This is a genomic window from Streptomyces sp. NPDC038135, assembly GCF_055601245.1.
The window spans coordinates 305143-325915 of record NZ_JBVJXS010000010.1 but is presented as its reverse complement, the minus strand read 5'-3'; the positions used below and the strand labels follow the sequence as shown (position 1 = coordinate 325915).

Genomic DNA, 20773 nt, shown 5'->3' with positions numbered 1-20773 from the left:
CCCCTCCTCCGAGGTCCGCCGGACCGCCCCGCTTCCGGCCGCTCGCAGGCGGCCCAGTGCTGACGATGGTAACCCCACGCATGTTCTCCAGGTCAGGGGTTGACGGATCTTCGGGACTCGCGGGCGGGGCCGTCGCCCTTCGACCATCCTTCGTTCTGCCGTCGGGCAGGGCGAGCCCGAAGGCAGGTCACTACTCTGCACGAGTGCTCTCATACGACGAGTTGGCGGCCCCGGAGCGGGAGTTGTGGGACGCGTTCCCCGAGGGGTGCCGCGTGGACCTGCGCACGGGCTCGCAGGAGGACGACCGGGTGGACGCGGGCGGGCGGTGGGGCCATGAGCGGAGGGTGCGGGCTGCCGTGATCGCGGCGCTGCTCCTGGGTGCGAACACCACGCAGCCGGGCGCCGTGGCGTGCCTGAGACTCGCCGGGGCGCGGATAACCGGACGTCTCAATCTGGCCGGCGCGCAGATCGCTCACGCCTTGTGGCTGGACGGCTGCTGGTTCGAAGAGTCGGTCGACCTGCTAGGAGCGTCGACTCGGACCGTCGTGATCTCGGACAGCCGGGTGCCGGGCATCGAAGCCGACGCGGCCAACATCGAGGGGGTCCTCGACCTGCGGCGCTCCGTCGTGGAGAGCCTCGACTCCTCGCCTTTCAACCACATCGGCACCGCGCTGTCGCTGACCGACGCCCGGGTGAGCGGCGGCATCCTCCTCAGCGGGGCCGAGATCAGCGCGCCCGGAGGATGGGCCGTGGCCGCCGGCGGCCTGGTCATGGAAGGCGGCGTCTTCTGCAACCGCGGGTTCGTGGCACGAGGTGAAGTACGGCTGCTGGGCGCTCAGTTGCCGGGCGGACTGTTCATGAAAGGCGCCCGCCTGGAGGGCCCCTCCGAGCGCGGAGTGGCTCTCGCCCTGGACAACGCCGTGGCCTCGACGATCGACCTCTCCGGCGGGTTCACCGCGAACGGGACCGTACGGCTGCGGGGCGCCCGGATCTCCGACAGCCTGTCCTTCGCGGGAGCCGTCCTCAACGGACCGGCCGAGGGCCACGGCCCGTCGCTGGTGGCCCCGCTGGTGCAGACCGTCGACCTCGACTTCACCCTCGCCCAGGCGCCGTCCGGCACGGTGGACCTGCGGGGCGCGCAGGTGTCCTACCTCTATGACAGTGAGCGCAGTTGGCCGGAGGTGGTGGAGCTGGACGGATTCGTCTACGGCTCCATCAAGACGGACGAAGCAGGCGAGCGTCGGGAGGCGGTGGGCCAGCGGGACTCCGTCGCCCGCCGCGTGGCGTGGATACGCCGCAGCCCGGGGTACAGCCCGCAGCCCTACGAGCAGTTGGCGAGCTGGTACCGGAAGGCCGGCCACGACGACGACGCCCGCCGTGTGCTCCTGGCCAAACAGCGCCATCGTCGTGGGACTCTGCACGCGGCCGCGCGCGGGTGGGGGCACCTGCTCGACCTGACCGTCGGTTACGGATACCGCCCCTGGCTGGCCGGCGTCTGGCTCCTCGCACTGACCCTGCTCGGCACGCTGTCCTTCAGCGCCAGCACCCCCAAGCCGGTGCAGAAGGGCGAAGGCGCGCCGTTCCAGTCCTTCGTCTACACGCTCGACCTCCTGATCCCCATCGGTGGTTTGGGCCAGCGCTCGGCCTGGTACTGGCCCGACGGCAGCCTCCAGTGGCTGGCCTATCTGCTGACCGCGTTCGGCTGGGTGCTGACGACCGCCGTCATCGCGGGTGTCACCCGCACCGTGCAGAAGAGCTAGCGGGCGCTGCTCATCGAGCCAGTGCGCCCAGGGCGGTGAGGCGTCGCGGAGGTCGATGCCGGGCGGGGGTAAGGGGCGGACTCGGCCAGGAGCAGCGGACAGGCCCTAGGCCGTGTCCGCAAAGTCGCGTCTGCGTCGCGACTTTGCGGACACGACCTAGTAGGGGCCGCCCCGGAACAGCATGCTGCGGTGGTGGCGCGGGCGGTCGCCCCGGTCGTGGGCCGCGTCGGAACGGTCCGCGGGCGTCGAGAGCGCGGCGAGGGACCGGAGGGCTGCCAGGCCGGCCAGTACCTCGTCACGGTGCCCGGCCGACTTCATCCAGGCCGGCAGGCGGGCGAACATCCCCATCGTCGGGGAGGCGTGGCGCTCACGGAGCCGGGCGCGCACGTAGGCGTCGAGGGCGTCCACGTGCTCCTCGTCGTAGGCCCACAGGACGCGTCCCGCACAGCGGGTCTGCAGCCAGAGCGGCCGCCGGAAGAAGGGGTCCTCGGTGCCGCCGGGTACCGCGCCTACCAAGCCGGCGCCCCGCTCCTCAGCCGTCCAGTCGGCGGTCGCGCCGCAGTGGGCGCAGGCGAGGCGGCGGGGCTGGAAGAGCAGTGCGCTGAAGTACTTCGGCGGCGCGACGCCGGGCCGGGGGACGACGAGGGCGCGGCCACCGCACCTCGGGCAGACCACGAGCACCTGACCGGTGAACTGGACGAGCCACTGGCCGTGGTCGCGGTGGCGGACCGGGGCGGGATGGGCGGGCTCAGTGCGCATGAAGGACACCCTGCCAGGCCGCCGTCCGCTCCGGCGACCGAGATACCGCGCGACGGCGAGAGGCAGATCGCTGCCGTCGGCGGCCGACGAGAGGTTCGCTGTCCTCGGCGGTCGGCGCAAGGCCCTTCACTGACCGTCCTCGGCGGCCGGCGCGGGGCGCCGCACACGGCGCTACCGCCCCGCCTCGGCGCCCAGTTCGGCCAGGCGGGTCAGGGCCGGCAGGGCCGCGGCGATCGCCTGTCGTTCCGCCGGTGTCAGCTGGGCGATCAGCGGGACCAGGTGGCGGCCGCGGTCCTCCTGCCGGGACTGGCCGATCCTTCGGCCGCTGTCGGTCAGGACGACGAGGACGGCGCGGCCGTCCGTCGGGTCGGGGCGGCGTTCCACGAGACCGTCGCGCTCGAGCCGGGTGACCAGCTGGGTGAGGCCCGGCTGGCTGATCTGCTCCGTTCTGGCCAGTTCGGTCAGCCGCTTCGGGCCGCCGACGGCCAGGGTGTCCAGCACGGACAGCGTCGTGAAGGACAGCTTCTGCACGGCTGGCAGCCGGATGTAGTAGCGGTTGAAGTTCTCGATCGCCGTGGTGAGGTCACCGACGTCCAAGTCGGTCTCGTGGTCGGCACGCTGAGGAAATGTCACCCTGGAAATATATCGCAGACTTATATAAGCTCCTGATCGATTGCGCACCGGCCGTCTCGTCCAGGCGCACGGTTCGCAGTGCAGCTCGGCGCAACGGCGCGTCGCTGGATTTGTAGAGCGCTAGGTGAGGAACACACCCATGACTGTGCGAATCGGCATCAACGGCTTCGGGCGCATCGGCCGCAACGTCTTCCGTGCCGCGGCCACGCGGGCTTCGGAGCTGGAGATCGTCGCCGTCAACGACCTGGGCGACGTGCCCACGATGGCCCACCTGCTGGCCTACGACTCGATCCTGGGACGCTTCCCCGAGGAGATCACCGCCGAGCCGGGCGCGATCCGCGTGGGCGACCGGACGGTCAAGGTCCTCGCCGAGCGCGACCCCGGCGCCCTGCCCTGGGGCGATCTGGGAGTGGACATCGTGATCGAGTCCACCGGCATCTTCACCGACGCCGCGAAGGCGCGCTCGCACGTCGACGGCGGAGCGAAGAAGGTCATCATCGCCGCTCCGGCCAGCGGCGAGGACTTCACCGTGGTGCTGGGCGTCAACGACGGCGGCTACGACCCCGAACGCCACACCATCATCTCCAACGCCTCCTGCACCACCAACTGCCTCGGCGTGCTGGCCAAGGTGCTGCACGACGCCGTCGGCATCGACTCCGGCATGATGACCACGGTCCACGCCTACACGCAGGACCAGAACCTCCAGGACGCCCCGCACAAGGACCTGCGCCGGGCGCGGGCCGCGGGCCTGAACATCGTGCCCACCTCCAGTGGCGCCGCCAAGGCCATCGGCCTCGTCCTGCCGGAACTCGCCGGCCGGCTTGACGCCTTCGCCCTGCGCGTGCCGGTCCCCACCGGTTCGGTCACCGACCTCACGGTCACCACCCGACGCGGCACCACTGTGGAGGAGGTGAAGGAGGCGTACGCGGCGGCTGCCTCGGGACCGTACAAGGGCCTGCTCTCCTACGTGGACGCGCCGTTGGTCAGCACCGACATCGTGGGCGACGCGGCCTCCTGCGTCTTCGACGCCGGGCTCACCCGGGTGTCCGGCCCCCAGGTCAAGGTCGTCGGCTGGTACGACAACGAGTGGGGCTACTCGAACCGCCTCATCGACCTGGCGCTGCTCGTCGGGTCGTCCCTGTAGTACGCCGCCGCGGGGCTCAGTGGCATCGCCCTCGTGGTGGTGCTCGTCGGATGCGTCCTCCTCTGAGGCTCCTCAAGTCGCTTGGTCCGCGGTGGGCTTGACCGTCAGGCTTGTTCTCATGACAGGAATCATGGGACTGAGCAGGAAGAACAGCGTCGTGCTGACGATTCGGGACGCGGACGTGGTCGGGGCGGCTCTGCGCAGGGCGCTGGCCGAGGCCTCGCCGGAGGAGCGCCCCGGTCTGGAACGGGCCGCCGCGCTTGTCGAGGCCACTGCCGCCGCCAGCGAGGGCGAGCTGCGTGCGCGTTGGGTCCGCTCCCGGCTGGCCGCCGTCGGCTTCACCGGCGACATCGCCTCGGTCTCGGCGGTGAGGGCGCTGCGCCAGGCGGCTCCGGAGCTGAGCCTGCTCGCGGCGGTGCAGCTTCAGAAGGAGGCCGTGGCTCGTCCGGAGTGATCCGGTGCCCCTGGGGTGGTGTGGGCTTCGGTCGGCGGGTGCGACCCCGATGACGGGTTGCTTCCGCTGATCGGGCGTCCCAGGCAGTCCTTCGGCGGTGCGTTCAGCGCGGTAGCACCCAGTCCGGTGTCCACGTCCCGGGGGCGTCGTGGCCGGTCGTCACGGCGGCGAGGTGGGCGCGGAGGGTGGGCAGGGCCGGGTGGGGGTTGTCGCGGTGCCAGAGGAGCGAGTGCGGGTAGACGAGCGTCGGGTCGGTCACCGGGATGCGGCGCAGGCCGTGTCCGGCGGGCCAGACGAGGCGGGTGTGCTCGCTCATGAAGGTGGCCAGGGCCGGGGTGTCGGCGATGGTGTCCAGGAGCGCGTCGGAGCCGAAGTTGGGGCCGGTGGCCTCGATGGTGAGCCCGTATTCCGCCACCAGGTCGTCGTAGTAGGCGGCCCACTCGGTGCCGGGGACGATGCCGGGCATCCAGATGCGGTGCCCGACCAGCTCGGCGACGGTCACCGACGTGGCGTCCGCCAGCGCGTGGGCGGGGCCGGTGAGGAGCTGGAGCGGCTCGTCGAGCACGCGGACGGACTCGATGTCCTCGGGAAGGGGCCGGCCGGGCGCGGCGACGGCGCGGAAGGACGCGTCGACCATGCCGGAGCGGATGGCGGCGACGGCCGTCTCGACGTCGAACAGCATCACCACGTCGAGGTCGACCTCGGGGCGCGCCCGGTGGAAGCCGCGCATCAGGCCCGAGGCCGCGCCGCGTGAGTTGATCACGTCGACGCGCAGTGGGCGGTGCCCGGTGCGCACGGACGCGACCGCGCGCTCCGCGACGCGCAGCAGCTCGCGTGCGTGCGGGAGGAACGCCTGCCCGTCGATGGTGAGTTCGGCGCCGCGCGGCGTGCGGGTGAACAGGCGCACGCCGAGCTCGCGCTCCAGCGCGGCGACGCGCTTGGAGACGGCCTGCTGGGTGACCGCCAGGTCGACGGCCGCCTTCTGGAACTGGCCGGTTCGCGCGATGGCGGCGAAGGTGCGCACTGCTTCGAGATCCACGCCGCCACCTTAGGAGACAACCGGTGGTTGTGCGAAGTCGGCTGGGTGGTTGTTTGACCTGCTGTTGTGCCGCCCGGTTTGCTCTCGTGGGTCAACGCCGGTTTGTTCGGCGGGGACGGCGGAGGGAGTGGACGAGCATGGCGGGCAGGAGACGGCTGGGCCGGGAGTTCGGTTGGCTGTGGGCGGCGTACGCGGTGAGCGCGTACGGGTCCGGGCTGGGGTTCGGGGCCCTGCCGCTGATCGCCGTACTGGTGTTGCACGCCGGCCCCGCCGAGGTGTCGGCGCTGTCCGCGGTGGGGCCTGCGGTGGGCGCGCTGATCGCGGTGCCGCTGGCGCCGTGGGTGGAGTTCCGGCGCAAGCGCCCCGTCATGATCGCGATGGACCTGACCCGGTTCGCGGCCATGGCGACGCTCCCGGTCGCCTATGCCGTCGGCCGGCTCGGGTTCGTCCAGCTGCTCGTGGTGTCGGTCGTGGTCGCCGCGGCCAAGATCGCTTTCAACGCGGCGAGTGGCGCCTACCTCAAGGCCCTGGTCCGGCCGGGGGACGACCTGCTCGTAGCCAACGCGCGGTTCGAGTCGACCAACTGGAGCTCCATCGCGATCGGCCCACCACTGGGCGGGGCGGCGATCGGCCTCTTCGGGCCGGTCACCACCGTGGTGGCCGACGCGCTCAGCTATCTGCTCTCCGCGCTGGGCATCACCGCGATCCGCGGCCGGGAGGAGGCACCACGGCAGAAGACGGTGCGGGCGGGCGCGATCCTCGGCGGCTGGCGGCACATCATGGGCGAGCCCGGCCTGCGGGCGCTCTACCTCAACAACATGCTCGTCGCCGGGCTGATCATGGCGACCGAACCGGTGCTCGCCGTGCTGCTGCTCCGCCAACTCCACTTCGCACCCTGGCAGTACGGCCTCGCCTTCGCCGCCCCCTGCCTCGGCGGACTCATCGGCTCACGGCTGGCCCAGCGGGTCGTGGCCCGCTACGGCCGGCACCGGGTCCTGAGGACCGCCGGCACTCTGCGCGCCGTCTGGCTGATCGGCCTGGCCTTCGTCCGCCCCGGCGTCGTCGGCCTCGTCACCGTGATCGCCGTCGAGCTGGCGATCATCATCAACATGAGTCTGTACACCCCGGTGCTCGCCACCCACCGGCTCGAACTCACGCCCCAGCACCTGGTCGCCCGCACCCTGTCGGCCTGGGCGATCGGCCAGCAGGCGGCCATCGCCGTGCTCACCGCGCTCGGCGGGCTGCTCGCCGACCTCACCAGCCCGCGCACCGCTCTGACGGCCGCGGGGCTGCTCATCCTGGCCACGCCGCTCCTGCTGCCCCGGCGCGAGCACGCCTCGCGAAACGAGCCGGAGCCGTCCCGCAGCCGCGTATGACGCACCGCCTCACGCCGCGGCGGCGGCCCGCGGGTCACGGCATCTGGACGACGAACGCAGGACGCGGCCGATCACCGGCGCATGTCCTGCGACCGGCCCGGCCGCGCGTGTCGTCAGCGCGTGGAGTCGGCGCCGGAGGCGTCGTCGGCGAGGGGCAGACGGGCGGTGACGCGTTTGCCGACCGGCTCCCGTACGGCTTCGACGCTCCGGCAGACGGCCGTCACGATCTCCAGGCCGTGCTGTCCGACCCGGCTGACGTCGGCGTCCCGGGCCACCGGCATGTCCGGGCTGGAGTCCCACACCTGCACCTCCACCAGGTCACCGACGATGCTCAGATCGAGCAGGATCGGGCCCTCGGCGTACTTGCGGGCGTTGGTGACCAGCTCGCTCACCACCAACTGGGTCAGCTCCAGAGCACGCTGGGAGACCGGGATCCGGTGCTCGCTCCGCATCCGGGACAGGAAGCCGACGGCGAGATGGCGGGCCTCGGCGATGCAGCCGCCCCGTCCGTCCAGGGCCGCCGCGGCACGTAGGTGACCGTCGTCGCGGGACATGGTGCTGTCCTCGCCCGACAAGGTCCGATTCATCCGGTTCGCCTCAACCACCTCACAAGTCCACACCCGGATACCCGTGATCGGCCGCCGTACACAAAGGATTTCACGCGTCGATTCGGCCGAGGGCAACGACGTGTGCCGGTGAGTCCTGGCTGACCGGCAGGGCGGACCGCTCCGGCCTTGTGGCACGAGCCGCGGGCGCCTCACCGGGCGCCGTCTTCACCCTCGTCGGAGTCGGCTGTGCGCTGACCCTGTGGTCCACGGCCGCCTGGTCCATCGCCGGGGCCAGACGGGCCGCCGCCCGGGCGTAGCGAGATTGCGGGGCGGGCGTAGCGAGATGGCCGAGCGCGCCGACGTCAGGGGCCCCGCTTACCGTCGGAATCCTCACCCGGCCCGCTCGTCCCACGGGGCCGACCGGCACCTGAGTACCTTCTGAGTAGGCGCGCTCATGCCCTGCGGGGCGGCGCGGCCCACACTTTCGAACCATGACACCTGTTCCGCCACCGGCCGAGGAACTGCGGCTCATCGACGCCGAGCTGTGGCAACTGGACGCCCGCCGCGTCCAGTTGCTGGCGCGCCGCGCCTGGCTGCTCGGCCTTCTTTCGTCACCGCCGCAGCCCGGTGCGGTGCCGCCCGCCGCCGCGGCGGCACCGCAGCGCCCCGAGGCCACCGCGCCGCGCGTGCAGAATGTGCTGCTGCTCCTGGGCGGCCTGCTGCTGACCATCGCCGCGGTCGCGTTCACGCTGGTGGGCTGGGGGCATCTCGGCATCGCCGGACGCTCCCTGGTGCTGGGCGCGGTCACCGTGGCCGCCCTGGCCGCCCCGCTGCCGCTGCTGAAGCGCGGCCTGCGCTCGACGGCCGAGGCGGTGGCCGGCCTCGCGCTGGCGCTCACCGTGCTCGACGCCTACGCGCTGCACGCGGTCGCCCTCACCGGCGTGGACGCCACGGCGTACGCGGCCTGGGCGTCGGCGGTGCTGGCGGCCGTGTGGTCGGGCTACGGACTGCTGCCGCGCGTGAGGACGCTGCGGCTGCCGCTTCCGGCCGCGCTGACCGCGGCCCAACTGCCGCTGCCGCTGGGGGCGGTGGCGGCCGACGCGGGGACGCTGGCGATCACCGGTGCGCTGCTCCTGATCGCCGCGCTCGACACGGCGGCGGCACTTCGCGCTCCGGCCGGCCTGATACGGATCACCGCCACGGCCGGCGCGTACGGCGTGGGGGCGTGGGGAGCGCTGGGTGCGGTCTGGCTCTCGTGGACGGCGGGTGGTCCTGGTGCCGGCGCCCGGGCGGCCGCGCTGCTGGTGTTCGCTGCCGGTGTCGCGCTGGCCGCGGCATGGCGGGACCGTGCCGCCGGGCACGCCGTCGGGCTGTCCATCGCGGCCGGTCTGCTCGCCGTCATCGCGCTCGGCGGCGTCGTCCGCCCGGTGCTGCCGGCCGTCTGGGCGGTTCCCGCCCATCTCCTGCTCGGGGTGGCGCTGCTGGCGGCGGTACGGGCCGATCGGCTGCCGGAGCGGGTGCGGCGCGGGCTCGCCGTCGCCTCCGCAGTCGTGCAGGCCCTCGCGGTGCTGTGGGCGCTGCCGCTGCTCGCGCTGACGCTGCTGGGGCCGGCCGGCTGGGCGGCACAGGTGTGGTCGGGGGCGCCGAGTGGGGCCCGGCAGGCCGTGTCGGTGTCCGCGCCGTGGCTGCCGTGGGCGCTGCCCGCGCCGCTGGTCCTGGCCACCGTCGCCACCGTCCTGGCACTCGCGATCCGTAGCGAGGCCTGGCGGCCCAAGGCGCTCACGGGCGCGCTGGTCCTCGGATGGGCCGCGGTCGTGGTCGTCCCGGTGGTGACGGACCTGCCCTATCCGGCGGTGCTCGTGATGGAGTCGCTGACGACGGCGGTCCTGCTCGCGATGGCGACACGACCCCGGCTGACGGAGCGCACCGGCACGCTCCCGGCGCTGGTCCTCGCCCTGCTGACGTCCTTCTCGCTGGCGCTTCTCTCACTGCCGACGAGGTTCGCGACCGTGGCCGTGCTCACCGCTCTGACGGCGCTCTTCGCGGGCGTGTCCCGCAAGCGGCGTCTCGCCGCGGTCACCGTCCCGGCCGCGCTCGGGTACGGCGCCGCCTGGGCCTGCGCTGTGGGCGCCGCGGCGGGCTGGGCACCGCAGCACACCGCCCTGCTCGTCCTGCTGGTACCGGCGGTCGCGGCGCTGTTCGCCGCACGCGCCGCCGACGCGCGCACGACCGTGGTCGCCGAGGTGACGGGTGCGGCCGCCGGTCTCCTCGCGATCGGGCTGGCGCTCGGCGATCCGGCGGTCCTCTCCCTGACGCTGGGCCTGTGCGCGGCGATCCTGGCCGGGACTGCCCTGCGCGCGGACCGCCGCCCCGCCGCCCACGCGGCCACCGCGCTGTTCGCGCTGGCTGCCTGGGTGCGTCTGGCGGCCTGGGGCGTGACGGCGCCGGAGGCGTACACGGCGCCCGTGTCCGTCGTGGCGCTCGTGCTGGGCGTCCTGCGGCGGCGCCGGGACCCGCAGGCGTCGTCGTGGGTGGCGTACGGCCCGGGGTTGGCCACCACGCTCGTCCCGAGTCTCGCGGCCGCCTGGACCGACGCCTACGCCACCCGCCCGTGGCTGCTCGGCGCGGCGGCTCTGCTGGTGACCCTGGCAGGCGCCCGCCACCGGCTGCGGGCGCCGCTGCTGCTCGGCGGCGGGGTGCTCGTGCTGGACGCGCTGCACGAACTCGCCCCGTATCTGGTGCAGATCACCGGCCTGCTCCCCCGCTGGGCGCCCCCGGCGCTCGCCGGTCTGCTGCTGCTCGCCGTCGGCGCGACGTACGAACAGCGGCTGCGGGACGTGCGGCGGGCGCGGGACGTGCTGAGCCGGATGAACTAGGGGTGTCGCCGGCGGGGGCCGGGCGGGAGGTCTGCCGTCCGGCAGCTGGTGCGCGGCCCTGCCCCACCGTGCCGAAAGGGCCGGCAGCAGTTCTTCGCGCCAGCGTGCTGAAAGCACTTCTGATCGCCGCCAGAGTTCGGCCGTGTTGGATAGGCCCATGAGCCAGACAGCAGCCCTGCGCCTTCGGCAGGCCATCGCCCGGACCGAAGATGCGACGCGAGAACGTACCCCCGTCGGGCGCCGCCCGGAGGAAGCCGACGATCTACTGGGCACCTTCGCCACCGACGGGGCACTCGGCTTCGACCCTTTCCCCTTCCTCCAAGCAATCCACGACGCCGGCTCGCGCGCGATAGTTGTCGGCCAGGTCGCCGGCATCATGCACGGCTCCACCGAATTGACCGGAGACCTCGACCTGCTCTGGGACGGCACCCGTGACGAGGCGCAAGCCCTGCGCGACGCCCTGACCCTGTGCGGCTGCTCCGAACTGCCCGATCTCGACCGCTCACAAGCGGGCTACCGAGTCACCGGCGCCAGCGGAGACCTGTGCACTCCCGAGCTGCGCTGGGGTGCGATGGATGTCACCCCCTGCCTGACCTCGGCGGAAACCACCCGCGACCCCGCAGGATTCGTCATCCGCTACGCCGCACTCGAAGACCTGATCCGCATGCGTCGGGCCCTCGGTCGCCCAAAGGACCACCGTCGAGCAGACGAACTCGCCCGACTACGCACCTGACTCGATATGACCAGCGCTCACCGTCGTTTTCCATGAACAGCCGTGCTAGCGGGGCATCGTCGGCGTCATCCGCTCTTGGCGTACCTCCAACTGAGACGACGTTTTATGCGTGCGGGTCCCCTGCCGAGTGGGTCTGTCCCAGCATCGCCCGTGCCCCGCGTCCCTGCATGGGCAGCGGGAGTCGCCGGAGAAGCAGGATGGCCAAGAAGAACCAGGGGCCGCACAGCGGCGGGTTCTCGCTGTACTGAGCCCTCGCCGCAGGGGTCAGCTCCGCTGCCGGCGGTACAGGTCGATGGCCGTATGCGTCGGGTAGTTGGGCACGGTGACGGCCTCGCCGGTCTCCTTGGAGACCACGATCCTGCTGCCGCCCGGGGGAGCCGGCTGAGGCCGTCCCGCGGCATCCGTGCTCGCACCTTCTGGCCGAGATCGAGACGGTCTGTGACGTCCTGGTCGTCATCCGTTTCGGCCACGGCCTCACCCCGCGCGGCCGAGCGAAGTGCCTGTGCCTCCTTCTCCGCCTGGTCCTTCTCGCGGACCGGCTGAACGCCTTTCGCATCTCTCAGTGCGCCGTCCCACCGGGACATCGCCAGAGCCTAGGTGCAGTGCCTCCCAGTACGCCATGACGGCCGCATCGCCACCGTCCCCCACCAGCTCGGAGCCACTCTCCGTAACGAGCCCGACCCCCTCTGTTCGCATCCCCGCACGCTAGAACGCACCCGTACCGCACACTCGTGGAATCGGGCAGAACGATCCCGAACGCCCTGCGGCGTTCAGCTCCGCATCCCTGCACAGGCCATGTGACCTGCAACGAACGGGTTCATACGCGGGCGACCTGAGCCCTGTCGCCAGTCCCCGGCGCACCCGACGATGACCGTGCACCGCACCCCCGCAGCCGGCGCCGGGCCGCATGAACATGCGCAGCCACGGAACACCAGACGCCCCGGCAAGGCGAAGCGAGGCCGCCCACCAGACTGCCTCCAGGCCATGGCAGCGGCCTGCTCGCAGGCGCTCGCCTCGCCAACCTTGTCCAGGCGTTTTGTCATGGAGGTAGGGGGCATTTGCAGCCTGCGCCGCAGCGTTCATCGTTACCGCGAACCGGCGACCAGGACGGGACCGGCCGAAACAGATGACGAGGGACTGATCACGATGACCACGGCACGGCAGCAGGGCGGTGGAGGCGGTTCCAGCGGCCTGTACGACGTCCTGGAACTCATTCTCGACCGCGGGCTGGTCATAGACGCGTTCATACGCGTCTCCGTCATCGGCATCGAGCTCATCACCATCGACGTCCGGATAGTCATCGCCAGCATCGACACCTACCTACGCTTCGCAGAGGCATGCAACCGCATGGACCTGGAATCCGGGCCGCGTAGACCAGTCGGCATCCCCCAAACCGCCGAAGACCCTGCGGGCCAGCCCGACGCCGAGGGCGAGAAGTCCAAAGGCGTCCTCGCCGACGCAGCCGAAACTCTCTTCGACGCCTACCAGCAGGCCCGCGACCAGAGCGCAGAACGCACTGGCGGGCGCACTTCCCCCGAGAGTGTCGGCGACCGCTGAAAAGGGACCGGTAGCGACGCTTGAAGTTGACCCTCCAAGGGGTCTGGCTCGTTGAGTCAGGCCGGGTCGAGTGGTGATCAGCGTCGAGGATTACGGACGCGCGGCCACCGAGACCCTGATCGCCCTGAGCCCGCGGCCGCGATACCTGGCACCACAGCGACCGCACCGCGTTCGAACTCGGAGCCCAGCGGCTCACCTACGCCGATCCGCACGCCTTCGCCGGCCGCACCGCCGCCTTCCTCGCCGCCCGTGGCGTCCGCCCCGGCGACCGGGTGGGCCTGATGCTGCCCAGTGTCCCCGAGTTCCCCGTCCTGTACTACGGCATCCTGCGCGCCGGCGCCGATGAACCCACTGCTGTGGCACCGCGAAACCTCTGGCGTATCGACATCGACTGGCCGGTGTCGGTTCGACTCCGACACGATGACGGTGCTTCAGGAGATCACCGAGCGGTACGCAAACGGCATATATGTCGGCACCACCTACGTCTACACGCTCTGTCGCGCGGACGGTACGACGCTCAAGGTGACCGGCTTCTACGACCAGCCCGAGCGCTGGGGCCCGGCGTTGCAGCAGGAGATCACCCACGCAGCTCCCCGGACTGCTCACCGGGCTGGAGCAGGGCGGGACCCTGACCTACGGGGAGCTCTCGGCTACGGCGGGCCGCGCCAGGACGCGTGACCACCGGAGCGCCGTCAAGGGCAACGCGTGGAGGGGCAGTCGCAGATGTGGAGGCTTCCCAGCCGGCGTACTGCTGCCAGCAGCGCCTGGCGGGAAAGAACGGGGAACCACGGCGAGCCCTCCACATACCAGGCCTCGTGCGTGGACGGGTGCTTGACCAGTAGAGGCAGTTGCAACTCAGCCGCCATGGCTGGTGCTTGGGTCAGTCCCCCTTCGAGCTTCCGCGATGTGGCGGACCGTGTTCGGCAGCTCGTAGCAGTGACTGGGCCACCCGTTCGGCATCGTCGGGGTGCAGGTAGATCTGCTGGGTCCACAGGTCCGCCCGGGACGTGCCGCGGGAGGGAATCTCGCGGCACGTCGGGCACTCGAGCACCGCCGTGACCGAGGAGGCCTACCGGAAGCAGATCCGGCCCGTGCTTCAAACCGGTGCCTGGTCCACGACCTCCTCGTCCCGAAGCAACTTAGGCGAGGGATCCGCCTGATTCACGGGCGCCATGGCCCGAGCATGTCCTTCATCACGTCCGCCAAGGCGAGTTGCAGCAGTGGGCCGTTGGTGATGCGTCCGACGCCGAGGCGGCGGAAGCGGTCGAGGTCGTGCGTTCCCGGATGGGCGGTGGAGTTCACAGGAACGGCGACGGCGCCGGTCACCGCCGCGAGCAATTCGTCGTTGTCCTGGATACCCACTGGATACACACTGTCGGCGCCTGCCTGCTCCAGGGCCCGCAGTCGCTCGATCGCCTCGTCGAGGACAGCGGAGGCGTCGGCGGCGTGTTTGAAGAGGTCGGTGCGTCCGTTGACCCACACCGGGATCCCTTTGTCGTCTGCCGCCGCACGCAGACCGGCAACATACTCCGCGTGCTCCTGCGTGCTGCGCACACGTCCGCCCTCCGAGTGGACGGTGTCCTCGATGTTGAGGCCGGCGCCGCCGGCTTCGGTGAGGCCGGCGATCAGTTCCGCAGGCGTCTGTCCGTACCCGGACTCGAGGTCGACGGACACGGGAATATCGACCGCCGCGATGATCGGCCGGACAGCGACGAGTACCTCCTCGAAGGTCTGCCCTTCCTGGTCGGCCGCCCCGCGAGAGTCGGCGAGCGGATGGCTGCCGATCGTCAGCGCGGGGAATCCGGCCCTGGCCGCCGTCCGCGCGGACCAGACGTCCCACACGGTCGGCAGCACGAGAGGCTTGTACTCAGCGTGCAGGCGCCCGAGGCGCTGAGCGCGCTCAACAGTGGTGCGGAAATCCATGATGTGCTCCTTAAATGAGCGAGACTCCGCCCACCCGGCGCTGGGTGGGCCAGGAAAACGGTGACAGATCGGCCCCCTTAGGCCTGCCCACCCATGGCCGATAACGGTGTCCGCCACGCAGGTGTACCCGAGGAGAACGGGGCGCCGTGTTCGCTGCCTCGGGCGCCGGCTCTCCCCTGCTGGTCGTCGAAACGGCGGGGAGGTCCCCCGCTCCCATTTCTCTCGGCCGGACGGCCCGACCAGCCCAGAGGTTCCCGGTGTCGAAGCCGGTGCCGTGCCCCCTTAGGCGCAGGCGTCACCGCTGTGTAAGAAGACCGCATGCCAAGGGCTGCCGTACTCGAACGTGTCCCTGCAGTCCCGGGACACGCAGCCGCTGACTGCCATATGGCGAAAGTCGTCGAAAGCCCTCAGCCACGTGGGGGCAGCGCCATACCGCAGCTTCTGCGTGTGGCCGCCTCAGCGACCACCTCCGCCCTGGTCCGAGAAACGCGAGGCTGGTGTTCGTGGACGGTGGACGGATTCGCCGCGGCCACCATCGTGCCGCAGCTGGTCTGCACGGGCGTGGGGCGGTCACGGCGTCTTCGGGTCTCCCTGCGGGAGACCGAACGGTCCCGCATCCAGTAGCCTCCCTGAGCGGATCGGCTGCAGACCCTCGATAAGGCGCGTATTACCCCGTTGCGGCGGCGAGTTGACTCCGCTACCGCCCTCGGCGACGGGCCGCCCCGTACCGCGGGGCATGGCCGCGGCTTCCCATGTCGACAGTGTGGTGAACCAGATCGCCCAGCGGCGCATTTTCGGTGGTCAGCAGCCACAACGAGAGCACGGCTTCAGGGATGAAAATGCTCACCACGGACTCACTTGCCCCGCGTCAAGCTCGCTCGCGCTGTGTTGGCCCTGAAGGTCGCGGCAATCGTCGTCGGACGACGAAGCGAGGTGAAGCACCACGTAACCAGCGAATGGCATGAGGCGGATCCACGCCGTCGACAACCCGGCGACCCCATAGGGCAGACCAGGTGAGGCCAGGTCGTGTATACGACTTTCCGACCCCTACGGGCCCGCATCGGACAGCGTCTCCTGGCTTCATGTCGTTGAAGGCTGGTCAAAGATGAGGCATAAGAGTCGAGGTCGAGGTTGAGGGAGCGGCTGGTGGTGGAGGCGTCGGTGACGAACTCGCCCGCGAGGTGGTGCATGAACCAGGTGTCGTTGGTGGTCACGACTCCCTCGCGCGTGAGGTTGCGGCGCAGCCAGGCCCTCTTCGGGGCGGAGAAGTACGGGTCGAGGACCAGGCCGGTGCGCTGGGCCAGGGCTTCACCGTGCTCGGCGAGCACCCCGCAGATGCTCTTCGCGGGGCGGTCCTGGAGGACGATCGCCGGGGTCAGGGGCGTTTCCGTGGCCGGACTCCAGGCCAGGACGGTCTCTCCCTGGTTGGCCAGCGCCACCGCGTCGATGGGGCGGCTGGCCAAGCCGACCTCCCGGCGCCCGGCGGTGAGGACGGAGTCGAGCAGTTCGTGCAGGTTCTGCTCGACGCCTCCTCCATCGGGGTAGGTGGGGCGGACGGCTTCCTCGGCGACGACGACGGTGCCGTCCTCCGCGTCGAGGACGATCACCTTGGTGCCCGAGGTGCCTTGGTCGATCGCGAGGATCGCGGTCATCGCGCAGTCCTTTCGGTGGCGGCCGCGGGCGGTGTGCCGACGGCGCCGTCCAGGGCGCGGCCGACGTCCGCTCCGCCCGGGGTGGCTCGGTGCGGCGGGGCTGTGCCGGGCGACGACGCGGCGGCCGGCGTCGATCGCGCACGGCGCCGGGATGCGGGTCCCGGGTCCGCGCAAGGAATCGTGGCGGAAGCCGAGCGGTTCGTACGCCGGCCCTACGGCGGCCAGGGCGCGGACCGGAACCTGCCGGAGGGCTCGGGCAGAAGCCGCGGGAGGGTGGCGGGGAACGCCGCTCGAACGCGTTCGTCGCATCGTCGTGGGCTGATCACTGCGGCCCGGCCCAGCCCCCGGGTCTTTCGAGATGCCGCCGAGGGCCGCCCGGAGCACGCTGTAGATGGGCGGCCGAGAAGTACCGGCGCGGCCGGCACCGCCCGCACGGTCCTCCGTCGCGGCGGAACTCCGCGTCCTGGTCGTGGGCCTCATTCAGCAGGGCCGGAAGGACGGTGTCGCACGATGGCCGCTAGTGGGACGGCCGAGCGGGTCCTGGCGGGTCTGGACGCCACTCTGACCCGGGATCTCGAAGCGCTGTACCAGGATCTGCACGCCCACCCCGAGCTTTCCTTCGCCGAGCACCGCACGGGCGCGGAGGTCGCGCGTCGTGGCCGCGAACTGGGTTACGAGGTCACCGAGGGTGTGGGGCGTACCGGTGTGGTGGCCAGGCTGGTGAACGGGGCCGGCCCGACCGTGCTGCTGCGCGCCGACTTCGACGCGCTGCCCGTGACCGAGCGGACCGGACTGCCCTACGCCTCGACGAACCAGGGCGTCATGCACGCCTGCGGGCACGACGTGCACGCCACCTGTCTGCTGGGCACCATGGCCCTGCTCGCCCGGGCACGCGACGAGTGGGCGGGGACGGTCCTGGCCGTGTTCCAGCCCGCTGAGGAACTCGGCCAAGGGGCTCAGGCCATGGTCGACGACGACCTCTACGCCCGCTTCGGGCCCCCCGAGGTGGTTCTGGGCCAGCACGTGATGGCGATACCGGCGGGCACGGTGGCCTGTCATCCCGGTCTCGCCTTCGCCGCCACCGACGCGTTGAAGGTGCGCATGGCCGGGCGTGGCGCCCACGCGTCGATGCCGGAGGCGGCCATCGACCCGGTGGTGATGGCGGCGTCCACCGTGATGCGGCTGCAGACCGTGGTGTCCCGTGAGATCGCGTCCGAGGACCGGGCCGTCGTCACGGTGGGCGCCCTCCAGGCGGGCACCAAGGACAACGTCATTCCGGACCTGGCGGAGCTGCAGCTGAACATCCGCCCCTACACCCCGCAGGTGCGGAAGGCGGTCCTGGCCGCCGTCGAACGGATCGTGCGCGGCGAGGCGGCCGCCGCCGGAGCGGAGGAGGAACCTGGGATCAGCACCATGCACACCTTCCCCCTCATGGTCAACGACGAGGGCGCCTGCACCCGCACCATGGCCGCTATCGGTGACGTGATCGGCCAGGACAGGCTGACCGACCCCGGCGCCTCCTCCGGCAGCGAGGACGTCGGCGTCTTCGGCACCAGCGCGGACGTCCCGGTGTGCTACTGGCTGATCGGCGGCGTCGACCCGGACGTGTATGCGGAGGCCGACGCCGCGGGCACCAGGAACCGCGACATCCCGCAGAACCACTCACCGTTCTTCGCACCCGTCATGCAGCCCACCCTCACCAACGGTGTCACGGCGCTGACCGCCGCGGCCCTCGCATGGCTCGGCCCGCTCCCGGATGCGTCCTCACCAGCCGCGTGACCACGCCGTACGACCCGGCGGGCCGTGCGGCGGCGCGGGCGCATGAGCCGACGGGTCCCACACCGGAGGAGGTACGACGATGAAGGTCGGGGTCATCGGGGTGGGGGCGGTGGGATCGGCCACGGCCCTGTCACTCGTCGAACGCGGGGGCATGTGCAGGGAGATCGTGCTGATCGACCGCGACAGGGCCCGCGCCGACGGGGTGGCCGCCGATCTGCGCTACGCGGCCCCGCTGTCGCCGACGGTCGATCTGCGGTCGGGCGACTACCGGGACCTCGACGGCGCCGTTGTCGTCGTGATCACCGCAGGGGTGAACGAGAAGGCCGGCGGCGCCACCGACCGGTCCGACCCCGAGGGGCGCCTGCGGCTGCTGGAGACCAACGCCAGGGTCTTCGCCGACATCGTGCCGCGGGTGATGGAGGTCGCGCCGCAGGCCGTGCTCATGGTCGTGACCGACCCGCCCGATCCGCTGGCCGACCTCACCCGCCATCTAGCGGGCCACGACCGGGTGTTCTCGACCGGCACGCTCATCGACAGCCTGCGCTTCCGCGTACAGCTCGCGGACCGCCTCCGGGTCCGGGCGCGTGACGTGCAGGCTCTGGTGGTGGGCGAGCACGGCACCTCCGAGGTGCTGCTGTGGTCCTCCGCGAGCGTCGGCGGCATCCCCGTCACCGACCTGCTGGCCCGGGACGGCCGGCCGGTGGACCGGATACGCGCGGACGTCGAGGACGGCATCCGGTACGCCAACATCACGATCATCGAGGGCACCGGCGCGAGCCAGTACGGGATCGGCGCCGTCTCCGCCCGGCTCGTCGACGCGGTCCTGCGGGACGAACACGCGGTGCTGCCCGTCGCGGCCTACTCGGCCACCCGTGAGGTCACCCTCTCCCTGTCCGCCGTTCTCGGCGCGGGAGGCGTGCAGCAGATGCACGAACCCGCGATAACTCCGGAGGAGTCCCGGGCGCTTGACGACAGTGTCGGCGTGCTGCGCGAGGCCGCCCAGCGAGCCATCGCCATGGGGAAGGCCTGACACGGGCAAGGCTCGAAGGGCGGGTTGGTGTTCGTCGGGCGGTGTGCTCGGAAGACTCCGCACCCCGGGGCTCCCGGCCGGGCGGCGGCACCCGCCGCCGAGCCGGGGGCCGGGGCGGCGCGGTGTTCACCGCACCAGGCAGGGCCGCTTGGGGTCGAACTCCCAGCCGGGAACCAGTTGCCGCATCCCGGCGGCGTCGTCCCGGGCGCCCAGCGCCTTCGTGCGGTAGAGCTCGTGAGCGGCCAGGAGGCGGTCCATGTCGAGTTGTACGCCGAGGCCCGGGGCCTTGGGTACGGCGATCTCGCCGTCGACGATGCGGGGCGGGGCGACGGTGAGCCGCTCCAGGCCCTCCTGCCAGATCCAGTGCGTGTCCAGGGCGTTGTACTCCCCGGGCGCCGCGGCTCCGCAGTGCGTGACCATCGCCAGCGAGATGTCGAAGTGGTTGTTGGAGTGGCAGCCCCAGGTGAGCCCCATCGCGTTGCACAGTTGCGCCACGCGCACGGAGCCCTGCATGGTCCAGAAGTGCGGGTCGGCCAGGGGGATGGAGACCGACTGCAGGGCGAGGGCGTGGGTCAGCTGCCGCCAGTCGGTGGCGATCATGTTGGTCGCGGTGGGCAGGCCGGTGGCGCGGCGGAACTCGGCGAGCACCTCGCGTCCGGAGTAGCCGCCTTCGGCTCCGCAGGGGTCCTCGGCGTAGGCGAGCGTGCCCACGAGCGGCTTGCACAGTTCGACGGCTTCCCGCAGCGACCAGGCGCCGTTGGGGTCGAGGGTGATGCGGGCCTCGGGGAAGCGGGCCTTCAGGGCGCGGACCGCCTCGACCTCGTCGGCGCCGTCCAGGACTCCGCCCTTCAGTTTGAAGTCGCGGAAGCCGTAGCGGTCGTAGGTGGCTTCGGCCTGGCGGACGATGGCCTCGGGGGTCAGCGCCTCTTCGTGGCGGATGCGGTACCAGTCGACGTCCGCGTCGGGTGCGCGGTGGTACTCCAGGTCGGTGCGGCCCGGGTCGCCGACGTAGAAGAGGTAGCCCAGTACGCGGACGCTGTCGCGCTGCCGGCCGTCGCCGAGGAGCGCTGCGACGGGCACGTCGAGGTGCTGGCCGAGGAGGTCCAGCAGGCCCGACTCGACGGCGGTGACGGCGTGGACGGTGGTGCGCAGGTCGAAGGTCTGCGCACCGCGTCCACCGGAGTCGCGGTCGGCGAAGCGGTCCCCGATCTCGCGCAGCACCCGCTTGTAGTCGCCGACCTTCGCCCCGACCACGAGGGACTCCGCGTCCCGCAGGGTCTGGGTGATCCTCTCCCCGCCCGGCACCTCGCCGAGGCCCGTACGTCCCTCGGAGTCGGTGAGAACGACGATGTTGCGCGTGAAGTAGGGGCCGTGGGCGCCGGAGAGGTTGAGTTCCATGCTGTCGCGGCCCGCGACGGGATAGACGGAGTACCCGGTGACGGTCGGCCGGCTCGTGCTCATGCTGCCTTCAGACTCCTTGGACGAGGGTGAGCGGGAAAGGGGTTGGGAA

At 71.6% G+C, this 20773-nt stretch carries 17 protein-coding genes and 1 pseudogene; 11 read left to right on the top strand and 7 right to left on the bottom strand.

Annotated elements, in window-relative coordinates; all coding sequences use genetic code 11:
* Positions 1-203: 203 nt before the first annotated feature.
* Positions 204-1760 carry an oxidoreductase gene (locus ACZ7JA_RS28820; protein WP_470811269.1) on the top strand — a complete coding sequence of 519 codons (1557 nt, stop codon included), beginning with the start codon at positions 204-206 and terminating at the stop codon, positions 1758-1760.
* 156 nt (positions 1761-1916) lie between these two features.
* Here the strand turns inward: ACZ7JA_RS28820 and ACZ7JA_RS28815 are convergent, their stop codons facing one another.
* The gene (locus ACZ7JA_RS28815) at positions 1917-2519 is read right to left on the bottom strand and encodes a hypothetical protein (RefSeq protein ID WP_351666855.1); all 603 of its coding nucleotides are present in this window, start codon (positions 2517-2519) and stop codon (positions 1917-1919) included.
* Positions 2520-2690: 171 nt separating this feature from the next.
* Complete coding sequence (locus ACZ7JA_RS28810; protein WP_470811267.1) at positions 2691-3152, bottom strand: MarR family winged helix-turn-helix transcriptional regulator; 462 nt, start codon at positions 3150-3152, stop codon at positions 2691-2693.
* A gap of 139 nt (positions 3153-3291) precedes the next feature.
* Here ACZ7JA_RS28810 and gap point away from each other — a divergent pair, with 139 nt between their 5' ends.
* Positions 3292-4296 (top strand): type I glyceraldehyde-3-phosphate dehydrogenase, encoded by a 1005-nt coding sequence (gene gap, locus ACZ7JA_RS28805; protein ID WP_450753171.1) that lies wholly within the window; start codon positions 3292-3294, stop codon positions 4294-4296.
* 118 nt (positions 4297-4414) lie between these two features.
* Complete coding sequence (locus ACZ7JA_RS28800) at positions 4415-4750, top strand: hypothetical protein (RefSeq protein ID WP_351666861.1); 336 nt, start codon at positions 4415-4417, stop codon at positions 4748-4750.
* A gap of 103 nt (positions 4751-4853) precedes the next feature.
* Here ACZ7JA_RS28800 and ACZ7JA_RS28795 read toward each other — a convergent pair whose 3' ends face one another.
* Positions 4854-5789: a LysR family transcriptional regulator gene (locus ACZ7JA_RS28795; protein WP_470811264.1), complete on the bottom strand. Its 936-nt coding sequence runs from the start codon at positions 5787-5789 to the stop codon at positions 4854-4856.
* A 137-nt stretch (positions 5790-5926) separates the two neighbouring features.
* Between ACZ7JA_RS28795 and ACZ7JA_RS28790 the strand changes: the two genes are divergently transcribed.
* The gene (locus ACZ7JA_RS28790) at positions 5927-7165 is read left to right on the top strand and encodes an MFS transporter (RefSeq protein ID WP_470811262.1); all 1239 of its coding nucleotides are present in this window, start codon (positions 5927-5929) and stop codon (positions 7163-7165) included.
* A gap of 113 nt (positions 7166-7278) precedes the next feature.
* Here the strand turns inward: ACZ7JA_RS28790 and ACZ7JA_RS28785 are convergent, their stop codons facing one another.
* Positions 7279-7719, bottom strand: a complete 441-nt coding sequence (locus ACZ7JA_RS28785) for an ATP-binding protein (RefSeq protein WP_393439846.1) — start codon at positions 7717-7719, stop codon at positions 7279-7281.
* A gap of 485 nt (positions 7720-8204) precedes the next feature.
* On the opposite strand from ACZ7JA_RS28785, the gene ACZ7JA_RS28780 reads away from it, so the two are divergent.
* The 5 genes and pseudogenes from ACZ7JA_RS28780 (at position 8205) to ACZ7JA_RS28760 (ending at position 13557) form a co-directional block, all read left to right on the top strand.
* Positions 8205-10589, top strand: coding sequence for an SCO7613 C-terminal domain-containing membrane protein (locus ACZ7JA_RS28780; RefSeq protein WP_470811259.1), 2385 nt, complete (start codon positions 8205-8207; stop codon positions 10587-10589).
* Positions 10590-10746: 157 nt separating this feature from the next.
* On the top strand, positions 10747-11322 hold the full coding sequence (locus ACZ7JA_RS28775) for a hypothetical protein (protein ID WP_351666873.1): 576 nt from the start codon (positions 10747-10749) through the stop codon (positions 11320-11322).
* Between the two features lie 1140 nt (positions 11323-12462).
* Positions 12463-12879: a gas vesicle protein GvpJ gene (gene gvpJ / locus ACZ7JA_RS28770; RefSeq protein WP_470811354.1), complete on the top strand. Its 417-nt coding sequence runs from the start codon at positions 12463-12465 to the stop codon at positions 12877-12879.
* Positions 12880-13091: 212 nt separating this feature from the next.
* Positions 13092-13160 (top strand): annotated as a pseudogene (locus ACZ7JA_RS28765) (hypothetical protein); the annotation flags it as partial.
* A gap of 139 nt (positions 13161-13299) precedes the next feature.
* Positions 13300-13557 (top strand): hypothetical protein, encoded by a 258-nt coding sequence (locus ACZ7JA_RS28760; protein WP_470811257.1) that lies wholly within the window; start codon positions 13300-13302, stop codon positions 13555-13557.
* Between the two features lie 483 nt (positions 13558-14040).
* On the opposite strand, the gene ACZ7JA_RS28755 is transcribed toward ACZ7JA_RS28760, so the two are convergent.
* The gene (locus tag ACZ7JA_RS28755; RefSeq protein WP_470811255.1) at positions 14041-14802 is read right to left on the bottom strand and encodes an isocitrate lyase/PEP mutase family protein; all 762 of its coding nucleotides are present in this window, start codon (positions 14800-14802) and stop codon (positions 14041-14043) included.
* Positions 14803-15656: 854 nt separating this feature from the next.
* Positions 15657-16454: an FGGY family carbohydrate kinase gene (locus tag ACZ7JA_RS28750; protein ID WP_470811253.1), complete on the bottom strand. Its 798-nt coding sequence runs from the start codon at positions 16452-16454 to the stop codon at positions 15657-15659.
* A 510-nt stretch (positions 16455-16964) separates the two neighbouring features.
* Between ACZ7JA_RS28750 and ACZ7JA_RS28745 the strand changes: the two genes are divergently transcribed.
* Entirely contained in the window at positions 16965-18233 is a 1269-nt protein-coding gene (locus tag ACZ7JA_RS28745) for an amidohydrolase (protein ID WP_470811251.1), read from the top strand.
* Between the two features lie 79 nt (positions 18234-18312).
* Entirely contained in the window at positions 18313-19263 is a 951-nt protein-coding gene (locus ACZ7JA_RS28740; RefSeq protein ID WP_470811249.1) for a lactate/malate family dehydrogenase, read from the top strand.
* Positions 19264-19389: 126 nt separating this feature from the next.
* Here the strand turns inward: ACZ7JA_RS28740 and ACZ7JA_RS28735 are convergent, their stop codons facing one another.
* Positions 19390-20724, bottom strand: a complete 1335-nt coding sequence (locus ACZ7JA_RS28735; protein WP_470811247.1) for an enolase C-terminal domain-like protein — start codon at positions 20722-20724, stop codon at positions 19390-19392.
* Between the last annotated feature and the right edge of the window lie 49 nt (positions 20725-20773).